Genomic DNA, 15,159 nt, shown 5'->3' on the forward strand with positions numbered 1-15,159 from the left:
TTCAGCGGTCTCCGAACCGGCGAGACAGTATCTTGTCGCGCAGCATTCGCGCGAGATTACGCGTATTCCGGTAGAGGTGGAGCTGCGTCGCCACCTGCCGGACATCACGGTCGGAATTGCGGTTGAGGCCGATCACCACAGTCGCCATCTCCTCGCGTTCCCGCCACATGCGATGCAGGACCGTGTTCTCGGCATCCGTCGAGGAATCCGTGCGCACGATGTTGGCGTCGTCGAGGTGCCAGTCGGTCAGGTCTGCGGCGAGCAGCTTGCCGGGGGAGAAGCGGGCATAGTCCTCGTCGAAAGTTGTTTTCCACGTATAGGCTTCGCCAGCCATGATGAAGACGATTATCGAAGCGATCGCCTTGCCGTCGAGGTCGAGCGTGTGAATGCGCACCGCGTCGACCTCTGCAAGGTTGCTGACTGCTTCGCGGGCGAACGCAGCACGATAGCGGTCGTTGAGGAGGGCGGTCCGTTTCTTCCCTTTCCAGCCCTTCGCCTCGATCGATAGAAATTCCTCCATGCGCAGTCGAACTTCTTCGGGCTGGCGGGCGACATTGTAGGCAAGTTCGCCCTTCTGGGCGAGCAGCCGGTGTTGCCGCCGGATATCCTTCAGATGGCCCCTGGAGATCGAGTTCCTGAGATAGGTGTTGCCATCTTCGTCGCTTTGCAGCATCGGGCGCTCGGTTGGATTGGTGATCGTCACCGGCAGATCGCGGCTCAGCGCAAGAGCTCTGGCGAGCTTGGCAAAGGGACCGTTCACGCGCAGGTTTGGCAATACGAGAATCCCGGGGAGCTTTGCTTCCGGTGAGGCGAGGCCATCGAAAAGATTGTCGATCGTCTCCGCCGCGTCCTCCGCATCGACGAGCGGTGTCCCGAGCGGGCCGAAGTGGTTGGCCCAGGCCCGGATGATCGAAGGACCGACGGAGAAGCCCGGCTTCTCCGTTGAGAAAGGCATCAACAGGCGCATGCGGCTACGCGCGCCGACCTCGTCGCGGATGATGGCGATGCGGATCTGCCTCTCCTCGAGCCGGGGGATGGCCGGTGCGAGGAAGCGGGCGGCGAAGAAGACATTTGGCTCCATCGCCCGATATGTGAGGAAGTCCAGTTCTTCCTGCAGATCGTACCCCATGCGGCCCGGATAGAGTGCGAGGTGGCGGCCGGGACGGCCGACGGCGACGCGTACGTCCGGAACCGCGCCGGGGTGACCGTCGGCAGACAGTGTACCGTTCTGGCGGCTGTCGGAACCATTCTTGCTCTCGTTGAAGATCGGCGGCTGCATCATGATCTGGATGGCCTTGTTCTGTCCAGGATTGCCAGCGGATTGGCAAATGCAAAGAGCACGATGCCAAGCGAAGAACGCACGGCGACGTGGAGGAGAAGCGCTTCGACCATCATGGCTGCGGCGGTGGCCGACGCGGCGCCTGCTAGGCCGAAGAGCGGTATCAACATAACATTCAAAGTGATGTTTGTCGCGAGTGCGACGACGTAAAGCCACACGCAAAGCCCCTGCTTTCCGGCCATGGTCAGCAAGACTTCGCCGGGTCCGACCAGGGCTTTCGATAGGATGCCGGCCAAAAGGATCGCCATCAGGATGTAGCCCGAGGTGAAGGCCTCACCGAACAGTAACAGAAGAAATCTTCCGAAAAGTAGTACGACAAGACCCATCAAGAGCGAAGGCCAGAAACTCCACCGGACGGTATTCCCGGCGAAGATCGCGAGTTGCCGCGCGTCCGACTGCGCCATCATGGCCGAGAATCGTGGCGCCACGACCGTCTTCACGGCGAAATAGACGAACTGCACGAGCGCCATGGTTTTGGATGCCGCGAAATAGACCGCGACCTCTTCCGGATTGAGATAGAAACCGACGATGACCACATCCGAGTTGGTGAGAAGAAAGGAAAAGCCCTCGATCAGGAAGATCGGGATCGCAACCTTGAACCAAACGAGGAAGTCGATCTTTCCCCTGTTGAATGAGAAGCGTTTCCTCAATCTCCACTCGATGACCGCGAATTGACTGAGGGACGTGACATAGGTGGCAAGCAGCGCCGCCTGCATGGCTGTTGTCGCCGTATGCGGCGCGCCGAGGAGAACGGCGATCACCATGAAGAGCAGGATCAGCGTCGGACGGATGAGATAGGTCGGGCTGAGAGCCCCGATGGTCCAGTGGTTGGCGCGGGCGGTACCTTCGAGGACATCGCCCAACGCGATCATCGGCAGGGTGGCAAGGCCGAAGACCAGCGGCATGACGTAGTAGGCTTCGATCCGGCCGCCGGCGAACTGCAGGAGCAGGATGCCCGCGATGGCGAGCAGGCTTGCCACGAACATCGAGAAGCGCCGCGCGGTGTGAGTCAGACCTCGGATGCTGTCATGCTCTCCCAGTGCTTGGTACTGTGGTAGGAAACGGATGATCGTCGCGTGGAAGCCGAGGCAGGAGAGATTGCCGGCGAGCACGACCAGGACCCAGACGAAAACGAATATTCCGTATTCGAACTCGCCCATGATCCGGGCCTGTATGATCTGCGAAACAAGGGCGATGGCGGCGCTGACGACACGGATCGCAAAGGCGGCGAGCGCCTTGCGCCGGGATTGAGCGTTGGCGTCGTCGCTCAGCAGCACGCTCTCCAACCGCCTGAAAGCCGGATGCAGGCTGCTCGGCAGTATTTTTTCCGCAAACTGGATCACTGCCGGGATCGACACGCTATACTCACCGATGACGCAATACAGACCGGCGTACTGTGCCCATTCAGCGTTAAGAAACAGTTCCTCCGCCGCGCGGGCGGTGTATCATCACAATTCAGAAAGGCGGCCCGAGAGCCGCCTTTCCAGGTTTCTATCCTTGCCTCTTACGCCTGTTCGAAGGCGCCGTGGCAATGCTTGTATTTCTTGCCCGAGCCGCAGGGGCAGGCCTCGTTGCGGCCGACCTTACCCCAGGTGGACGGGGCCTCGGGATCCCGGTTTTCAGGAGCCACGTAGTCGGGCAGGGCCAGCAGGGCGCCTGCTGTTGCACTCTCGTCGAAGTCGTCCTCGCCGGTCGTCGCATCGATATGATGGCCTTCCATTTCGGGGACTGACGGCGGCGGTGCTTCACGCACCAGTTCGACCCGCATCATCTGCGTGGTCACGGCTTCGCGGAGATTTGCAAGCAGCGCCTGGAAGAGTTCGAAGGCTTCCGCCTTGTATTCCTGCAGCGGATCACGCTGGGCGTAGCCGCGGAAACCGACAACAGAACGCAGGTGGTCGAGGTTGACGATATGCTCGCGCCAGAGTTGATCGATCGTCTGCAGCACCACGGAACGTTCGACATAGTGCATGATTTCCGGACCGAAGCGTTCGGCCTTGTCGGCAACAGCCTTATCCGCGGCTTCCGTGATACGCGCGAGAATGTCATCGTCGGCGATGCCTTCCTCCTTGCCCCATTCCTCGATCGGAAGGTCGAGATTGAGGAGGCGCGCGACGGCGTCCTTGAGGCCGGCGGTGTCCCACTGCTCGGCATAGGCCCGTTCAGGAATGTGCAGGCTTACCAAGGATTCGATGACGTCGTTGCGCATGTCGGCGATTGTGGCCGAGACGTCCGGAGAATCCATGAGCTCAATACGCTGCTCGAAGATGACCTTGCGCTGGTCGTTGAGCACGTCGTCGTATTTCAGGAGGTTCTTGCGGATATCGAAGTTCCGCGCCTCGACCTTCTTCTGCGCGCGCTCGAGCGCCTTGTTGATCCAGGGATGGACGATCGCCTCGCCTTCCTTCAGGCCCAGCTTCTGCAGCATCCCGTCCATCCGGTCGGAACCAAAGATGCGCATCAGGTCGTCCTGGAGGGACAGGTAGAACTTGGAACGGCCGGGGTCGCCCTGACGGCCGGAACGACCGCGCAACTGATTGTCGATACGGCGGCTTTCGTGCCGCTCGCTGGCGATGACATAGAGGCCGCCCGCTTCGAGCGCCTTCTGCTTCAGCTGTGCGATCTCTTCCTTGATCGCCGCGATCCTGGCATCGCGCTCCGGTCCCGGCTCCAGATCGGCCGTTTCCCGCTCGATCCGCATCTCGAGGTTGCCGCCGAGCTGAATGTCGGTACCACGACCGGCCATGTTGGTGGCGATGGTCACTGAACCCGGCACGCCCGCCTGCCCTACGATGTAGGCCTCCTGCTCGTGATAACGCGCGTTGAGCACGGAGAAGTTCTGGAAACCGGACTGCTTGAGCAGGGCTGCAAGCAGTTCTGATTTCTCGATCGAGGTCGTGCCGACGAGCACCGGCTGACTGCGTCCGTTGGCCGCCTTGATCTCTTCGATGATCGCCTTGAACTTCTCCTCGGAAGTCCGGTAAACCTCGTCGTCTTCGTCAATGCGCTGGATCGGCAGGTTCGTCGGAACTTCGACGACGTCGAGACCGTAGATATTGGCGAATTCTTCCGCCTCGGTCGCCGCCGTACCGGTCATGCCCGCAAGCTTGTCGTACATGCGGAAATAGTTCTGGAAGGTGATCGAGGCCAGCGTCTGGTTTTCCGGCTGGATCTGCACCTTTTCCTTGGCTTCGAGCGCCTGGTGCTGTCCCTCCGAATAGCGTCGGCCGGGCATCATGCGACCAGTGAACTCGTCGATGATGACGACCTCGTCATTGCGGACGATGTAGTCCTTGTCGCGTGTGAAGAGCTTGTGCGCCTTCAGCGCGTTGTTGATATGATGGACGATCGCGACGTTTTCGACGTCGTAGAGCGAGGCGCCCTTCAAAAGGTTGGCTTCCCGGAGCAGGTTCTCCAGCTTTTCGGTGCCGACCTCCGAGAAGTTTGCCGAACGCTGCTTTTCGTCGATTTCGTAGTCTTCTTCCGACAGAAGCGGGATGAAGGCGTCGATGGTCGTGTAGAGATCGGAGCGATCGTCGAGCGGGCCGGAGATGATGAGCGGCGTGCGCGCTTCATCGACCAGAATCGAGTCCACTTCGTCGACGATCGCGTAGTTATGCCCGCGCTGCACCATCTGCGAGCGCTCGTATTTCATGTTGTCACGGAGATAATCGAAGCCGAGTTCGTTATTCGTCGCGTAGGTGATATCACAGGCATAGGCGGCCCGACGCTCTTCGTCCGACAAGCCGTGAACAATCACGCCCGTGGTCATGCCGAGGAAGCCGTAGAGCTTGCCCATTGTCGTCGAGTCGCGCTTGGCGAGGTAATCGTTGACGGTCACGACGTGGACGCCCTTGCCGGCGAGCGCGTTCAGATACACGGCAAGCGTCGCGACGAGGGTCTTGCCTTCGCCCGTCTTCATTTCGGCGATCGAATTATCATTCAGGATCATCGCGCCGATGAGCTGAACGTCGAAGGGGCGCAGTCCGAGCGTCCGGCGTGCGGCTTCGCGGGCGACCGCAAAGGCCGGAACGAGAAGGTCGTCGAGGGTTTTGCCGGCGGCAAGCTGTTCCCGGAATTCTGCCGTCTTGGCGGCAAGCGCTTCGTCGTCCAGAGCCTTCATGCTGTCTTCGAGAGCGTTGATCGCCGCGACCTTCGGCTGGTAGGAGCGGATACGGCGATCGTTTGCCGAGCCGAACAGTTTGCGGGCGAGCCCACCAAGACTGACCATCAGCATGGTCCTTTCTGACACTTCGTCACATATTGCGCGCGCACTCGCCGGCATCCGGCCACGGACGAAATGGGGTGCCGCTACCGGAAACATCACTGGACGCGAGGTTGCGTGACAGATAAGAGGGGGGTCGAATGATGTCAACGGGACAGGTTGATGCGGAGGCGCCGGTTTCCGGCCTATCTGACAACTTTTCGCCCGATTCAAACGGTTTGAAGCGGTATCCTATCCGAAAGGTCTCTCATGTCTCGCTATCATAAACTTGCCCTTGCTGCATGCGTGGCGTTCGTGGGTCTCCAGGCACCTGCTTTCGCCGAAGACGCACTGGTGGCGAAGGTCGGGAACCTCGAGATCCGTCAGTCTGAGCTCGATATCGCGCTGGCAAATCTCGATCCGCAGCTCTCGCAGCTGCCGGACGAGCAGAAGAAGATTGCCGCTCTCTCGAGCGCCATAGACGTCAAGCTCCTCGCCGGCAACGCTACGTCCGAGGGCCTGAAGGACGACCCGGCCTACCAGCAGCGCATGCAGTTCATCGCCGAGCGCGAGCTTCACAACCTGTACTTCAAGAAGCACGTTGTCGACGCCGTGACGGACGACGAGGTCAAGGCACGCTATGAGAAGGAAATCGCAGCGCTGCCGAAGCAGGAGGAGGTTCGTGCGCGGCACATCCTCGTGAAGACCGAAGACGAAGCCAAGGCGATCATCGCCGAACTCGACAAGGGCAAGGATTTCGTCGAACTTGCGAAAGAGAAGTCCACCGACCCGAACAAGTCGGAAGGCGGCGATCTCGGTTACTTCACCAAGGGGCGTATGGTTCCCGAATTCGAGCAGGCCGCTTTCGCCATGGAGAAGGGCACTTACTCCAAGACCCCGGTCAAGACCCAGTTCGGCTTCCACGTCATCAAGGTCGAGGACAAGCGCGACGCGCCGCCGCCGGCCTACGAAGACGTTTCGCAGCAGGTGCGCCAGCTCGTCATGCGCGACAAGTATCTCGAACTGATCGCTAAGGCGAAGGCCGAGCAGAAGGTAGAGATCGTCGATGAGGCCCTGCGCAAGGGCTATGAAGACGTGAACAAGCAGCCGCAATAAAGGCGGCAGCCTTTCGGCCCGCGCTGCCTGCGCGGGCCTTCCCTTTCGTGCTTCGCATCATTTCAGGCCGCAAAGAAATGTCTGCCACTGTTTCCCCGCTTGCTCCCAAGTCCTATCCCGCCATGCCGCCCATCCGCGGCGTGCGCATGGCGACCGCAGCAGCCGGCATCAAGTACAAGAACCGCACCGATGTCCTGCTGATGGCCTTCGATGAGCCTGCCGCTGTTGCCGGCGTGTTCACCCGTTCCAAATGTCCGTCGGCGCCGGTTGATTTCTGTCGGGAAAATCTTGCCCACGGCATTGCGCGCGGTGTGGTCGTCAATTCGGGCAACGCCAATGCCTTCACCGGCATCAAGGGCAGGGCGGCGACCGCACTGACGGCGAAATCGGCGGCCGCGGCACTTGGCTGCGCGGAGAACGAGATCTATCTCGCCTCCACCGGCGTCATTGGCGAACCGCTCGATGCGACCAAGTTTTCGGGCGTCCTCGGCGAGATGGCCAAGAGCGCTACCGGCGATTTCTGGCTGGAAGCCGCCAAGGCAATCATGACGACCGACACCTATCCGAAGGTGGCGACCCGGACGGCGAAAATCGACGGCATCGACGTGACGATCAACGGCATCGCCAAGGGCGCCGGCATGATCGCGCCGGACATGGCGACGATGCTGTCTTTCGTGGTGACCGACGCGGACATTGCGGCGCCTGCGCTGCAGGCCCTGCTTTCCGCCGGCGTCGGACCGACCTTCAATTCCGTAACGGTCGACAGTGACACCTCCACCTCCGACACGCTGATGCTGTTTGCGACCGGCGCTGCCGCCGCGGACGGTCAGGTGCGTGTCGAATCTGCAGACGATGTCCGCCTCGATGGCTTCAGGGCTGCTCTCGATGACCTTCTCAAGGACCTGGCATTGCAGGTGGTCCGTGACGGCGAAGGCGCGCGCAAGATGATCGCGATTACCGTCACCGGAGCCGAGAATGACGGGGCTGCAAAGCGTATCGGCCTGTCGGTCGCCAACTCTCCGCTCGTCAAGACGGCGGTTGCCGGCGAGGATGCGAACTGGGGCCGTGTGGTCATGGCTGTCGGCAAGTCGGGTGAGATGGCCGACCGTGATCGGCTCGCCATCTGGTTTGGCGATGTTCGCGTGGCGGTCAACGGCGAACGAGATCCCGATTACTCCGAAGCCGCGGCCAGTGCAGTGATGAAGGAAGACGACGTTGCAATCCGGGTCGATATCGGGCTCGGCAACGGCGAGGCGACCGTCTGGACCTGCGATCTCACCAAGGAATACGTCGCGATCAACGGCGATTACCGGAGCTGATGGCGCGGATGCGGGTGGAGCGACAGCAGGCGAATCTTCCGCTCGTTCGGCGGCTCGAAGCAGTCAGCTTCCGTGCCTGGCCGGCCGCTTCCGTACAGTATGACGGCAGCTGGCAGGTCCGGTTGACCGGCGGACATCCGTCGAAGCGGCTGAACTGCGTCGTGGCGCTCGATCCGTCCGACAGTCGCGATATTGCAGTCCGGCTGGAGAAGGCCGCCCGAAAGTTCGACGCTTATGGCCGTCCGCTCGTGGTGCGAGAAACGCCACTCACACCGAAGCCTCTCGTCGACCACCTGATTGCCGAGGGCTGGACCTGTTTCGAAGAGGTCATCACGCAGACGGCCGATCTCACCGCCTTGGAAATCCCCGATACGCTCGATCACCTGCCGACCCAGGACGTCGGACGCTTCGTGGATGCGAGTCTTGCCCTTCAGGGGCAGGACGCGGCCCTGAAGCCGGTGCTGGCCGAGATCATCAATTCCATCAAGCCGGCCGTCGGCATGTTCCTGATGGAAGACCCGAATGCCGGTCCGGTCGCATCACTCCTATGCGTGCAGGACAACGATCTTGCCGGCATCCTGCTCTTTGCCGTGTCGGACAAGCATCGCCGGCGCGGCGTCGGCATGGAAGTCCTTTCGTCCGCACTGCGCTGGGCGCGAATGCGCGGTGCGCGTACCGCTTGGCTCCAGGTGTCTGCGGACAACGAAGCGGCCTTGTCGCTCTATGCCAAGCTCAGTTTCGTCGAGGCTTACCGCTACTACTACTGGTCCAAGGATGGTTCGCAATGAATGGCGGGCCCAAGCCGATCCTTCTGGTCGCCGCCTGTGCGCTCGTGGATACGGACGGGCGAATCCTGCTGGCCCAGCGGCCCGAAGGAAAATCGCTCGCGGGTCTCTGGGAGTTTCCCGGTGGCAAGGTCGAAGCGGGGGAGACGCCCGAAGAAACACTCGTCCGCGAACTCGAGGAAGAGCTCGGGGTCACCACGCGCATCCCATGCCTGGCACCGCTCACGTTCGCGAGCCACAGCTACGACAGTTTTCACCTGCTGATGCCGCTCTTCATCTGTCGCCGCTACGAGGGCATTGCCCACGGCAGGGAAGGGCAGGCGGTCAAATGGGTCCGCCCGCAGGCTTTGCGTGACTACCCGATGCCTCCGGCTGACGAGCCGCTCATCCCCTTTTTGCAGGACCTGCTGTAGCCCTTCGAAGTTCTTGCAGTTGTTCTTAACGAAAAGTTTATAACCGTCAGGCATGGATAGAGCTGTTCATGCGGTAAAGTGTGCGTGGGGCATATCATGGCAGACGAGGATTTCTGGAAGACCGTCGGGTCTGGAGAACGGTCTTCGAAAAAAGCCAGGAAGACGGGCGTGTTGAACATCGCCCTGTTGTTCGGAACGGCGGCGATTGCGCTTTCGCTCATCCTCACACCTATGCTTGCGGGGAACTCGGAAAGAAGGAGTCTGGCGTTCACGCCGGATGACTACGACAACATAACGACGGGCTCGATCGGCAAGACAGAGCCGGGTCGGCGATATACGATACGCAGGAGCATCCTGCAGGAAACGCCTGGTTCCGTTTGCATCATCGATCGCTACGGTGCCGGGGAAGGCTGTTGACCGGGAACCGATCCGAAGCCGGTCGACTTGAGGGGGACGCATGCGCCTGCTGGAATACCTGGTCGCCGACGAGGCCGGCGCGACGGCCATCGAATACGGACTGATCGCGGCGATAATTTCCGTGGCCTTGCTTGTAGGCTATGGCGCCTTCACCGGCGCACTGATGAACGTTTTCGACACGATCACCACGACCATCAACACGGCGGGCGCCTGACGACGGTCAATCCCGTTTGGAAACGGCGAGCGCGTCGGCAAGCCTCATCTTGGCCGAGCCGGGCTTCAGCGGCTTCTGCTGGCTTTCGTGCGGAGCCCAACCCGAGACATAGATGAAGACGAAGGTCGCGCGGATGCGCCCATCGGGATCCGCGTAGCGTTCCGCGTATTTCTCAGCGGCGCGGAGGAAAAACCGCCGGCCAAGCGGTCTACGGCTCCGGTCGATGAGCGGATTTCCCATACCCATTGCCTTGAGATCACGCATCAGCCCGAAAATCGAATCGTACCGAACGGTATAGGTCTGGGTATCGATGACCGGAAGAGCGAAGCCCGCCCGCTGCATCAGTGCGCCGATGTCGCGTATGTCGGCAAAGGGAATCACTCGCGGACTGGCGCCGCCCGAAAGCTCGATCTCCGTCGACAGGAGGACGTCGCGAAGTTCTGCCAGCGTACCGGCGCCCGGGATGGCCGCGAGTAACAGCCCGTCGGGCTTCAAGGCCTTGCGAATCTGAATGAGGACACCTGGCGTGTCATTGGTGACATGGAGCGCAAGCGGCGACAGGACGAGATTGACGGACTGTTCATCGAGAGGCAGTTGCTCCAACGGCGCCTCGGTCATTGTCTCGTCCCCTGTGGCGAAGGTCGCGTGGGTTTCGACGCGCACGAGTTCGCCGATCTTGCCCGTTTCCATGCACTCCCGCGCGGTCACGCCGCTTGCGCCATGCAGTTCGACGGCCTGATCGAAATGTCGTTCGACCAAGGAAAGTCTTTCGGCGAGTTCGTGCGCTGCGATCTGCAGCAGGAAATCCGCCCCGTCCGTACGCCGCAAATGGGCGCGGCGGCGGTTTTCCGTCACCAGGTCGAGATCGAAGAGTTTGTCCATGGCACTGTCCGGCTGAAACTATGCGTGTGGTAAAGGCGCTCGCAAGAGCCTAAAGTCAACTCATGGACGGTCATATAGCGCAAGCCACGGAACGGTTAAGAGCCTCGCCGCTGACGACGCTGGGAATATTGGTTCGTGACCTCGTCTATCCGCCGTCCTGTGTTCATTGTGGTATTCGCGTGGCGGAGCACGGCGCGCTCTGCCCGCAATGCTGGACGTCCATACGGTTCATCGAGCGGCCATTCTGCGAAGTCCTGGGGACGCCGTTTCCCTTCGATCATGGGGCCGGGACCCTGTCGCCGGAGGCCATCGCCGACCCGCCGGTCTTCGACCGGCTGCGGTCCGTTGCCAGTCATGACGGGCCCGTCCGAGATCTCGTACACGGTCTCAAATATCGCGACCGCACGGACCTTGCCCCGATCATCGCGCGGTGGATGGTGCGTGCCGGCGCTGAGGAGCTTGCCACCTCCGATGCCGTTCTCGCGGTCCCGTTGCATCGCACGCGGCTCTTCGCACGAAAGTTCAACCAGTCCGCGGAACTGGCCCGGCACATAGCGAGGTCGGCCGGCAAACCGTTTCTCGCATCGGCGGTTCTGCGCGTGAAGCGTACCGCCCGACAGGTCGGGCTCAGTGCGAATGCGCGCGCCGACAACGTGCGCGGTGCTTTTGCTGTCGCGCCCGGCTGCGAGACAGAGGTTTTCGGGCGCCGGCTGGTGTTAGTAGACGATGTCTTCACGACCGGAGCAACAGTGTCAGCCGTTGCCAGAGTTCTGAAACGCGCCGGAGCCGCCGATGTCACTGTTTTAACCTTTGCAAGGGCATTGTCCGATCCTATATGAGCCTACCACGATATCCACTTCAGCCCCGGCGGGCATCGGAGAAATACATGGCATCGGTGACGATCTACACGCGCCAATTCTGCGGCTATTGCGCACGCGCCAAGGCGCTGCTGGAGGCAAAAGGCGTCGCCTATGTCGAACATGATGCGACCGGGAGACCCGAGGTGCGGGAGGAGATGATCGCGCGGTCGAATGGCGGCATGACCTTCCCGCAGATATTCATCGGCGACAAGCATGTGGGCGGCTGCGATGATCTTCATGCGCTTGATCGGGCAGGCAAGCTCGACGAGATGCTGGCAAGCTAGAGGCGTGACGCGATGACATTCAAGGCTGCTGCAGTCCAGATGTGCTCCGGAGTGAATCCGGACAAGAATGCCGATGCCATGGCCCGTCTCGTGCGCGAAGCTGCCGGTCGCGGTGCCGCTTACGTGCAGACGCCCGAAATGACCGGTGCCGTTCAGAAGGACCGTCCGGGACTGATGGCGGTGCTACGCGACGAAGAGACCGATCTCATCGTAAAGAAGGCATCGGAACTCGCCAAGGAGCTCGGCATCCACCTGCATGTTGGGTCGACAGCCATCAAGCTCGCCGACGGCAAGATCGCCAACCGCGCCTTCCTGTTCGGGCCAGACGGTCGCAAGATCTGTTCCTACGACAAGATCCACATGTTCGACGTCGATCTCGACAATGGCGAGAGCTGGCGCGAAAGCGCCGTCTACCGTCCCGGCGAGCGGGCGGTCGTCGCGGATCTGCCCTTCGGCAAGCTCGGCTTCGGCATCTGCTACGACGTGCGCTTCCCGCATCTCTTCCGGGCGGAGGCCATGGCGGGCGCGGAGATCCTGACGACGCCGGCGGCCTTCACCAAGCAAACGGGCGAGGCGCATTGGGAGATCCTGCTTCGCGCGCGCGCCATCGAGAACGGCGCCTATGTCATCTCGGCCGCGCAAGCGGGACTCCACGAGGACGGGCGCGAGACCTTCGGGCACTCGATGATCGTTGGCCCCTGGGGTAAGGTGCTCGCGTCAGCGGGCGGAACCGGCGAGGACGTGGTGGTGGCCGAGATCGACCTCGAGGCGGTCAAGGCCTGCCGGGCCAAGATTCCCAACCTCAGGAACGGCCGCGACTTTTCGCTCGACATTGCCCCCGTGCTCGCCAAGGGAGGCGTCACGGTTTGATCCGCTATTCCCTGTGCTGCGACAAGGCGCACCAGTTCGAGGGCTGGTTCTCGGAGAGCGCCGATTTCGACCGGCAGAAGGCGTCGGGCTATCTGACCTGTCCGGCCTGCGGCTCCGCGGAGGTGTCCAAGGTGCTGATGGCGCCGGCCGTTTCCACTGCGCGACAGAAGGAAGAAACCCAGGCACTCGCGGTCTCCGAGGTGCAGAAGCAGGCCTTCGTCAAGCTCAAGGAAGCAATCCGCGAGATCCGTGCGAGCAGCGACGACGTGGGCGAGAAGTTTCCGGAAGAGGCGCGCAAGATCCATTACGGCGAGGCGGAGGCCCGCGGCATCATCGGCCAGGCCTCGCCGGTCGAGGTTCAGTCGCTGCTCGAAGAGGGCATCGAGATCGCTCCGCTGCCGGTGCTGCCGGACGACGTGAATTGAAGGCCGGTTCCCATCATCTGGCCGTCTATAATTTCGGCGTCCATACCGCCTCATACCTGGCCGCATCCGTCCAAGGTTTTGCGTTGCGTGAGCCGCTGAATTTCGAAGCAGCGACGCGCGCTGTCGGTTTCGTTGGAAGGTCCGGTTATGCAGCCGAGCCGGGACCGGAAAGCTGGGGCGAGCGGGTCTTCCCGCGCTTTCTGGAAGAGGCCGGCCGGACCAGTGGGGTTTCGTCACTCTCTCTCTGGCAAGACATCGAAAGCCTGATGGCCTTCACCTATTCGGGTGTTCATGCCGACGCGCTAAAGCATGCTCGTCACTGGAACGAGCGACATGCTTGGCCGCCACTGGTCTTGTTCTGGATGAACGCTGGGCAGCTTCCGACTTGGACGGAGGCTGTGGAGCGATTCGAGTTGCTCACCGATCGCGGGCCGACACCGCAGGCTTTCAGCTTTAAGTCCGCCTTCACCTCAGAGGGTGTCCCTTACGCGGTCGACCGAGAACGGGTGAAGGTGCTCTCCATCCAGAATTCAAAGAGGCAAGCCGACCTGCTGTCGCTGATCACGACCTTACCCGTCTGATCGCGGCTTCAGCCCTTGAAACCGTCGGCGTCGAGGTAGGCCTGCTCTTCGGGTGTCGTTTCGCGGCCGAGGGCGGCATTGCGGTGGGGGAAGCGGCCGAAGCGTTCGATCAGTTCCAGATGCAGGACAGCCCATTTCAACGGCTCGGCGTCGCCCGTTTCGTCACGGTGCTTCTCGAACAGGGAGATGCCGAACTGCTGTTCCTTCAGGTCCTCCGAATGCTCGAAGGGCAGGTAGAAGAACGGACGCAGGATCGGCTCCACCTCCATGTCGAAGCCCTTGGCGAGCGCGCGACGGGCCGTGGCGCGGGCGAGCGGATCCGTCGCATAGGAGTGGCCGCTGCCGCGGAAGAGATTGCGCGGGAATTGGTCGAGGAGAAGAAGCAGTGCCAGCGTCCCTTCCGGCGTCTCCTGCCAATTGGAGAGCGCACGGTAGGAAGCCTGGAAATGCAAGTCGGCATAATCGGCCGCGATCTCGGCATCGAGCGCCGCGTTGCTTGAAAACCAGGCTTCGGGGCCGTGGCGGAGCCAGCAGTCGATGACGGCTTGCGGCGAACTCATGTCGCCGGCCTTGGACGGCTGGCGAGCACCATGTAATTCACGTCGATGTCGGCCGACAGGTTCCACTGGTTCTGCAGCGGATTGAAGAAGACGCCCTTGGTCTCGAGAATCTGCATGCCGCTTGCCGACAGAGGCCGCTCGATTTCCTCCGGCCGCACCAGCTTCTCGTACTGATGCGTCCCGCGCGGCAGCCAGCCCAGAACGTATTCCGCGCCGACGATGGCAAGCGCTGCGGCCTTCAATGTACGGTTGATCGTCGAGATCAGCATGAGTCCGCCGGGCTTCACCATCGAAGCACATGTGCTGATGAAGAAATCCACGTCGGCAACGTGTTCGACGACTTCCATGTTCAGCACCACGTCGAAGCGCTCGCCGGCCGCCGCCAGCGCTTCCGCCGTCACGGCACGGTAGTCGACGATGGTTCCCATCTGCTCGGCATGAGTGCGGGCGATGCCGATATTTCTTTCCGAGGCGTCCGCGCCCAGCACCGTTGCGCCCATCCGTGCGACCGGTTCGGAGAGCAGGCCGCCGCCGCAACCGATGTCGAGAATTCTCAGTCCCTGTAGCGGATGGTGGCTTTTCGGATCGCGTCCGAAATGCTCCGCCACCTTGTCTCGAATATAGGTCAGCCGGACCGGGTTGATTTTGTGCAGTGGTTTGAACTTGCCCGTGGGATCCCACCATTCCGCGGCCATCGCCGAAAAACGGTCGACCTCGACCTGGTCAATGGTGGTGCGCGCCTGTTCGGTCATTTGCCGATCTCCATGAATTCCCGAAGAAATCAAGTCGGACGATCGACTGAGGATGTCAAGTCCACGGATCTCCGGCGGTCGCACCGCAACTGTGAGCCTGCCTCAATACAGCCTGAAAGAGGGACCATCCACATTGCC

17 protein-coding genes are annotated in these 15,159 nt (G+C 61.5%); 11 read left to right on the top strand and 6 right to left on the bottom strand.

Features of this window, described 5'->3' with window-relative positions:
- Position 1: 1 nt before the first annotated feature.
- The 3 genes from DFR48_RS09830 to secA all read right to left on the bottom strand — a co-directional run bounded on the left by DFR48_RS09830 (position 2) and on the right by secA (position 5,570).
- Entirely contained in the window at positions 2-1,282 is a 1,281-nt protein-coding gene (locus DFR48_RS09830) for a GNAT family N-acetyltransferase (RefSeq protein ID WP_114362966.1), read from the bottom strand.
- The gene (locus DFR48_RS09835) at positions 1,279-2,697 is read right to left on the bottom strand and encodes a lipopolysaccharide biosynthesis protein (protein ID WP_114362967.1); all 1,419 of its coding nucleotides are present in this window, start codon (positions 2,695-2,697) and stop codon (positions 1,279-1,281) included. The genes DFR48_RS09830 and DFR48_RS09835 overlap by 4 nt, the downstream gene beginning before the upstream one ends.
- A 146-nt stretch (positions 2,698-2,843) precedes the next feature.
- The gene (gene secA, locus DFR48_RS09840; RefSeq protein WP_114363015.1) at positions 2,844-5,570 is read right to left on the bottom strand and encodes a preprotein translocase subunit SecA; all 2,727 of its coding nucleotides are present in this window, start codon (positions 5,568-5,570) and stop codon (positions 2,844-2,846) included.
- A gap of 243 nt (positions 5,571-5,813) precedes the next feature.
- Between secA and DFR48_RS09845 the strand changes: the two genes are divergently transcribed.
- The 6 genes from DFR48_RS09845 to DFR48_RS09870 all read left to right on the top strand — a co-directional run bounded on the left by DFR48_RS09845 (position 5,814) and on the right by DFR48_RS09870 (position 9,807).
- Entirely contained in the window at positions 5,814-6,659 is an 846-nt protein-coding gene (locus DFR48_RS09845; RefSeq protein WP_114362968.1) for a peptidylprolyl isomerase, read from the top strand.
- Between the two features lie 77 nt (positions 6,660-6,736).
- Positions 6,737-7,978: a bifunctional glutamate N-acetyltransferase/amino-acid acetyltransferase ArgJ gene (gene argJ, locus DFR48_RS09850; RefSeq protein ID WP_114362969.1), complete on the top strand. Its 1,242-nt coding sequence runs from the start codon at positions 6,737-6,739 to the stop codon at positions 7,976-7,978.
- A gap of 8 nt (positions 7,979-7,986) precedes the next feature.
- Positions 7,987-8,766 carry a GNAT family N-acetyltransferase gene (locus DFR48_RS09855; protein WP_114363016.1) on the top strand — a complete coding sequence of 260 codons (780 nt, stop codon included), beginning with the start codon at positions 7,987-7,989 and terminating at the stop codon, positions 8,764-8,766.
- Positions 8,763-9,176 carry an 8-oxo-dGTP diphosphatase MutT gene (gene mutT / locus DFR48_RS09860; protein ID WP_112686665.1) on the top strand — a complete coding sequence of 138 codons (414 nt, stop codon included), beginning with the start codon at positions 8,763-8,765 and terminating at the stop codon, positions 9,174-9,176. Before DFR48_RS09855 ends, mutT begins: the two co-directional genes overlap by 4 nt.
- A 96-nt stretch (positions 9,177-9,272) precedes the next feature.
- Positions 9,273-9,593, top strand: coding sequence for a hypothetical protein (locus DFR48_RS09865; protein WP_114362970.1), 321 nt, complete (start codon positions 9,273-9,275; stop codon positions 9,591-9,593).
- A 40-nt stretch (positions 9,594-9,633) separates the two neighbouring features.
- Positions 9,634-9,807 carry a Flp family type IVb pilin gene (locus DFR48_RS09870; protein ID WP_114362971.1) on the top strand — a complete coding sequence of 58 codons (174 nt, stop codon included), beginning with the start codon at positions 9,634-9,636 and terminating at the stop codon, positions 9,805-9,807.
- Between the two features lie 6 nt (positions 9,808-9,813).
- Here DFR48_RS09870 and DFR48_RS09875 read toward each other — a convergent pair whose 3' ends face one another.
- Entirely contained in the window at positions 9,814-10,689 is an 876-nt protein-coding gene (locus DFR48_RS09875) for a methyltransferase domain-containing protein (protein WP_114362972.1), read from the bottom strand.
- 62 nt (positions 10,690-10,751) lie between these two features.
- Here DFR48_RS09875 and DFR48_RS09880 point away from each other — a divergent pair, with 62 nt between their 5' ends.
- From DFR48_RS09880 to DFR48_RS09900, 5 genes are read left to right on the top strand one after another with little or no spacing between them, the layout of a single operon-like run.
- Positions 10,752-11,528, top strand: a complete 777-nt coding sequence (locus tag DFR48_RS09880) for a ComF family protein (RefSeq protein ID WP_114362973.1) — start codon at positions 10,752-10,754, stop codon at positions 11,526-11,528.
- A gap of 47 nt (positions 11,529-11,575) precedes the next feature.
- Positions 11,576-11,833 carry a glutaredoxin 3 gene (gene grxC / locus DFR48_RS09885; protein ID WP_114362974.1) on the top strand — a complete coding sequence of 86 codons (258 nt, stop codon included), beginning with the start codon at positions 11,576-11,578 and terminating at the stop codon, positions 11,831-11,833.
- Positions 11,834-11,845: 12 nt separating this feature from the next.
- Positions 11,846-12,703 carry a carbon-nitrogen hydrolase family protein gene (locus DFR48_RS09890; RefSeq protein WP_114362975.1) on the top strand — a complete coding sequence of 286 codons (858 nt, stop codon included), beginning with the start codon at positions 11,846-11,848 and terminating at the stop codon, positions 12,701-12,703.
- Positions 12,700-13,128, top strand: coding sequence for a DUF1178 family protein (locus tag DFR48_RS09895; protein WP_114362976.1), 429 nt, complete (start codon positions 12,700-12,702; stop codon positions 13,126-13,128). The genes DFR48_RS09890 and DFR48_RS09895 overlap by 4 nt, the downstream gene beginning before the upstream one ends.
- Positions 13,125-13,709 (top strand): DUF3291 domain-containing protein, encoded by a 585-nt coding sequence (locus tag DFR48_RS09900; RefSeq protein WP_114362977.1) that lies wholly within the window; start codon positions 13,125-13,127, stop codon positions 13,707-13,709. Before DFR48_RS09895 ends, DFR48_RS09900 begins: the two co-directional genes overlap by 4 nt.
- Before the next feature lie 8 nt (positions 13,710-13,717).
- On the opposite strand, the gene DFR48_RS09905 is transcribed toward DFR48_RS09900, so the two are convergent.
- The gene (locus tag DFR48_RS09905) at positions 13,718-14,269 is read right to left on the bottom strand and encodes a DUF924 family protein (protein ID WP_114362978.1); all 552 of its coding nucleotides are present in this window, start codon (positions 14,267-14,269) and stop codon (positions 13,718-13,720) included.
- Positions 14,266-15,021, bottom strand: a complete 756-nt coding sequence (gene ubiG, locus DFR48_RS09910) for a bifunctional 2-polyprenyl-6-hydroxyphenol methylase/3-demethylubiquinol 3-O-methyltransferase UbiG (protein WP_114362979.1) — start codon at positions 15,019-15,021, stop codon at positions 14,266-14,268. Before ubiG ends, DFR48_RS09905 begins: the two co-directional genes overlap by 4 nt.
- Between the last annotated feature and the right edge of the window lie 138 nt (positions 15,022-15,159).

Source organism: Ciceribacter lividus (assembly GCF_003337715.1).
GTDB classification, from domain to species: Bacteria; Pseudomonadota; Alphaproteobacteria; order Rhizobiales; family Rhizobiaceae; genus Allorhizobium; species Allorhizobium lividum.

What these genes read in the sequence shown, in the direction of transcription:
- DFR48_RS09830 (WP_114362966.1), bottom strand. Translation starts at nt 1,282, where the DNA reads ATGATGCAGCCGCCGATCTTCAACGAGAGCAAGAATGGTTCCGACAGC.
- secA (WP_114363015.1), bottom strand. Translation starts at nt 5,570, where the DNA reads ATGGTCAGTCTTGGTGGGCTCGCCCGCAAACTGTTCGGCTCGGCAAAC.
- DFR48_RS09845 (WP_114362968.1), top strand. Translation starts at nt 5,814, where the DNA reads ATGTCTCGCTATCATAAACTTGCCCTTGCTGCATGCGTGGCGTTCGTG.
- argJ (WP_114362969.1), top strand. Translation starts at nt 6,737, where the DNA reads ATGTCTGCCACTGTTTCCCCGCTTGCTCCCAAGTCCTATCCCGCCATG.
- DFR48_RS09855 (WP_114363016.1), top strand. Translation starts at nt 7,987, where the DNA reads ATGCGGGTGGAGCGACAGCAGGCGAATCTTCCGCTCGTTCGGCGGCTC.
- mutT (WP_112686665.1), top strand. Translation starts at nt 8,763, where the DNA reads ATGAATGGCGGGCCCAAGCCGATCCTTCTGGTCGCCGCCTGTGCGCTC.
- DFR48_RS09865 (WP_114362970.1), top strand. Translation starts at nt 9,273, where the DNA reads ATGGCAGACGAGGATTTCTGGAAGACCGTCGGGTCTGGAGAACGGTCT.
- DFR48_RS09870 (WP_114362971.1), top strand. Translation starts at nt 9,634, where the DNA reads ATGCGCCTGCTGGAATACCTGGTCGCCGACGAGGCCGGCGCGACGGCC.
- DFR48_RS09875 (WP_114362972.1), bottom strand. Translation starts at nt 10,689, where the DNA reads ATGGACAAACTCTTCGATCTCGACCTGGTGACGGAAAACCGCCGCCGC.
- DFR48_RS09880 (WP_114362973.1), top strand. Translation starts at nt 10,752, where the DNA reads ATGGACGGTCATATAGCGCAAGCCACGGAACGGTTAAGAGCCTCGCCG.
- grxC (WP_114362974.1), top strand. Translation starts at nt 11,576, where the DNA reads ATGGCATCGGTGACGATCTACACGCGCCAATTCTGCGGCTATTGCGCA.
- DFR48_RS09890 (WP_114362975.1), top strand. Translation starts at nt 11,846, where the DNA reads ATGACATTCAAGGCTGCTGCAGTCCAGATGTGCTCCGGAGTGAATCCG.
- DFR48_RS09905 (WP_114362978.1), bottom strand. Translation starts at nt 14,269, where the DNA reads ATGAGTTCGCCGCAAGCCGTCATCGACTGCTGGCTCCGCCACGGCCCC.
- ubiG (WP_114362979.1), bottom strand. Translation starts at nt 15,021, where the DNA reads ATGACCGAACAGGCGCGCACCACCATTGACCAGGTCGAGGTCGACCGT.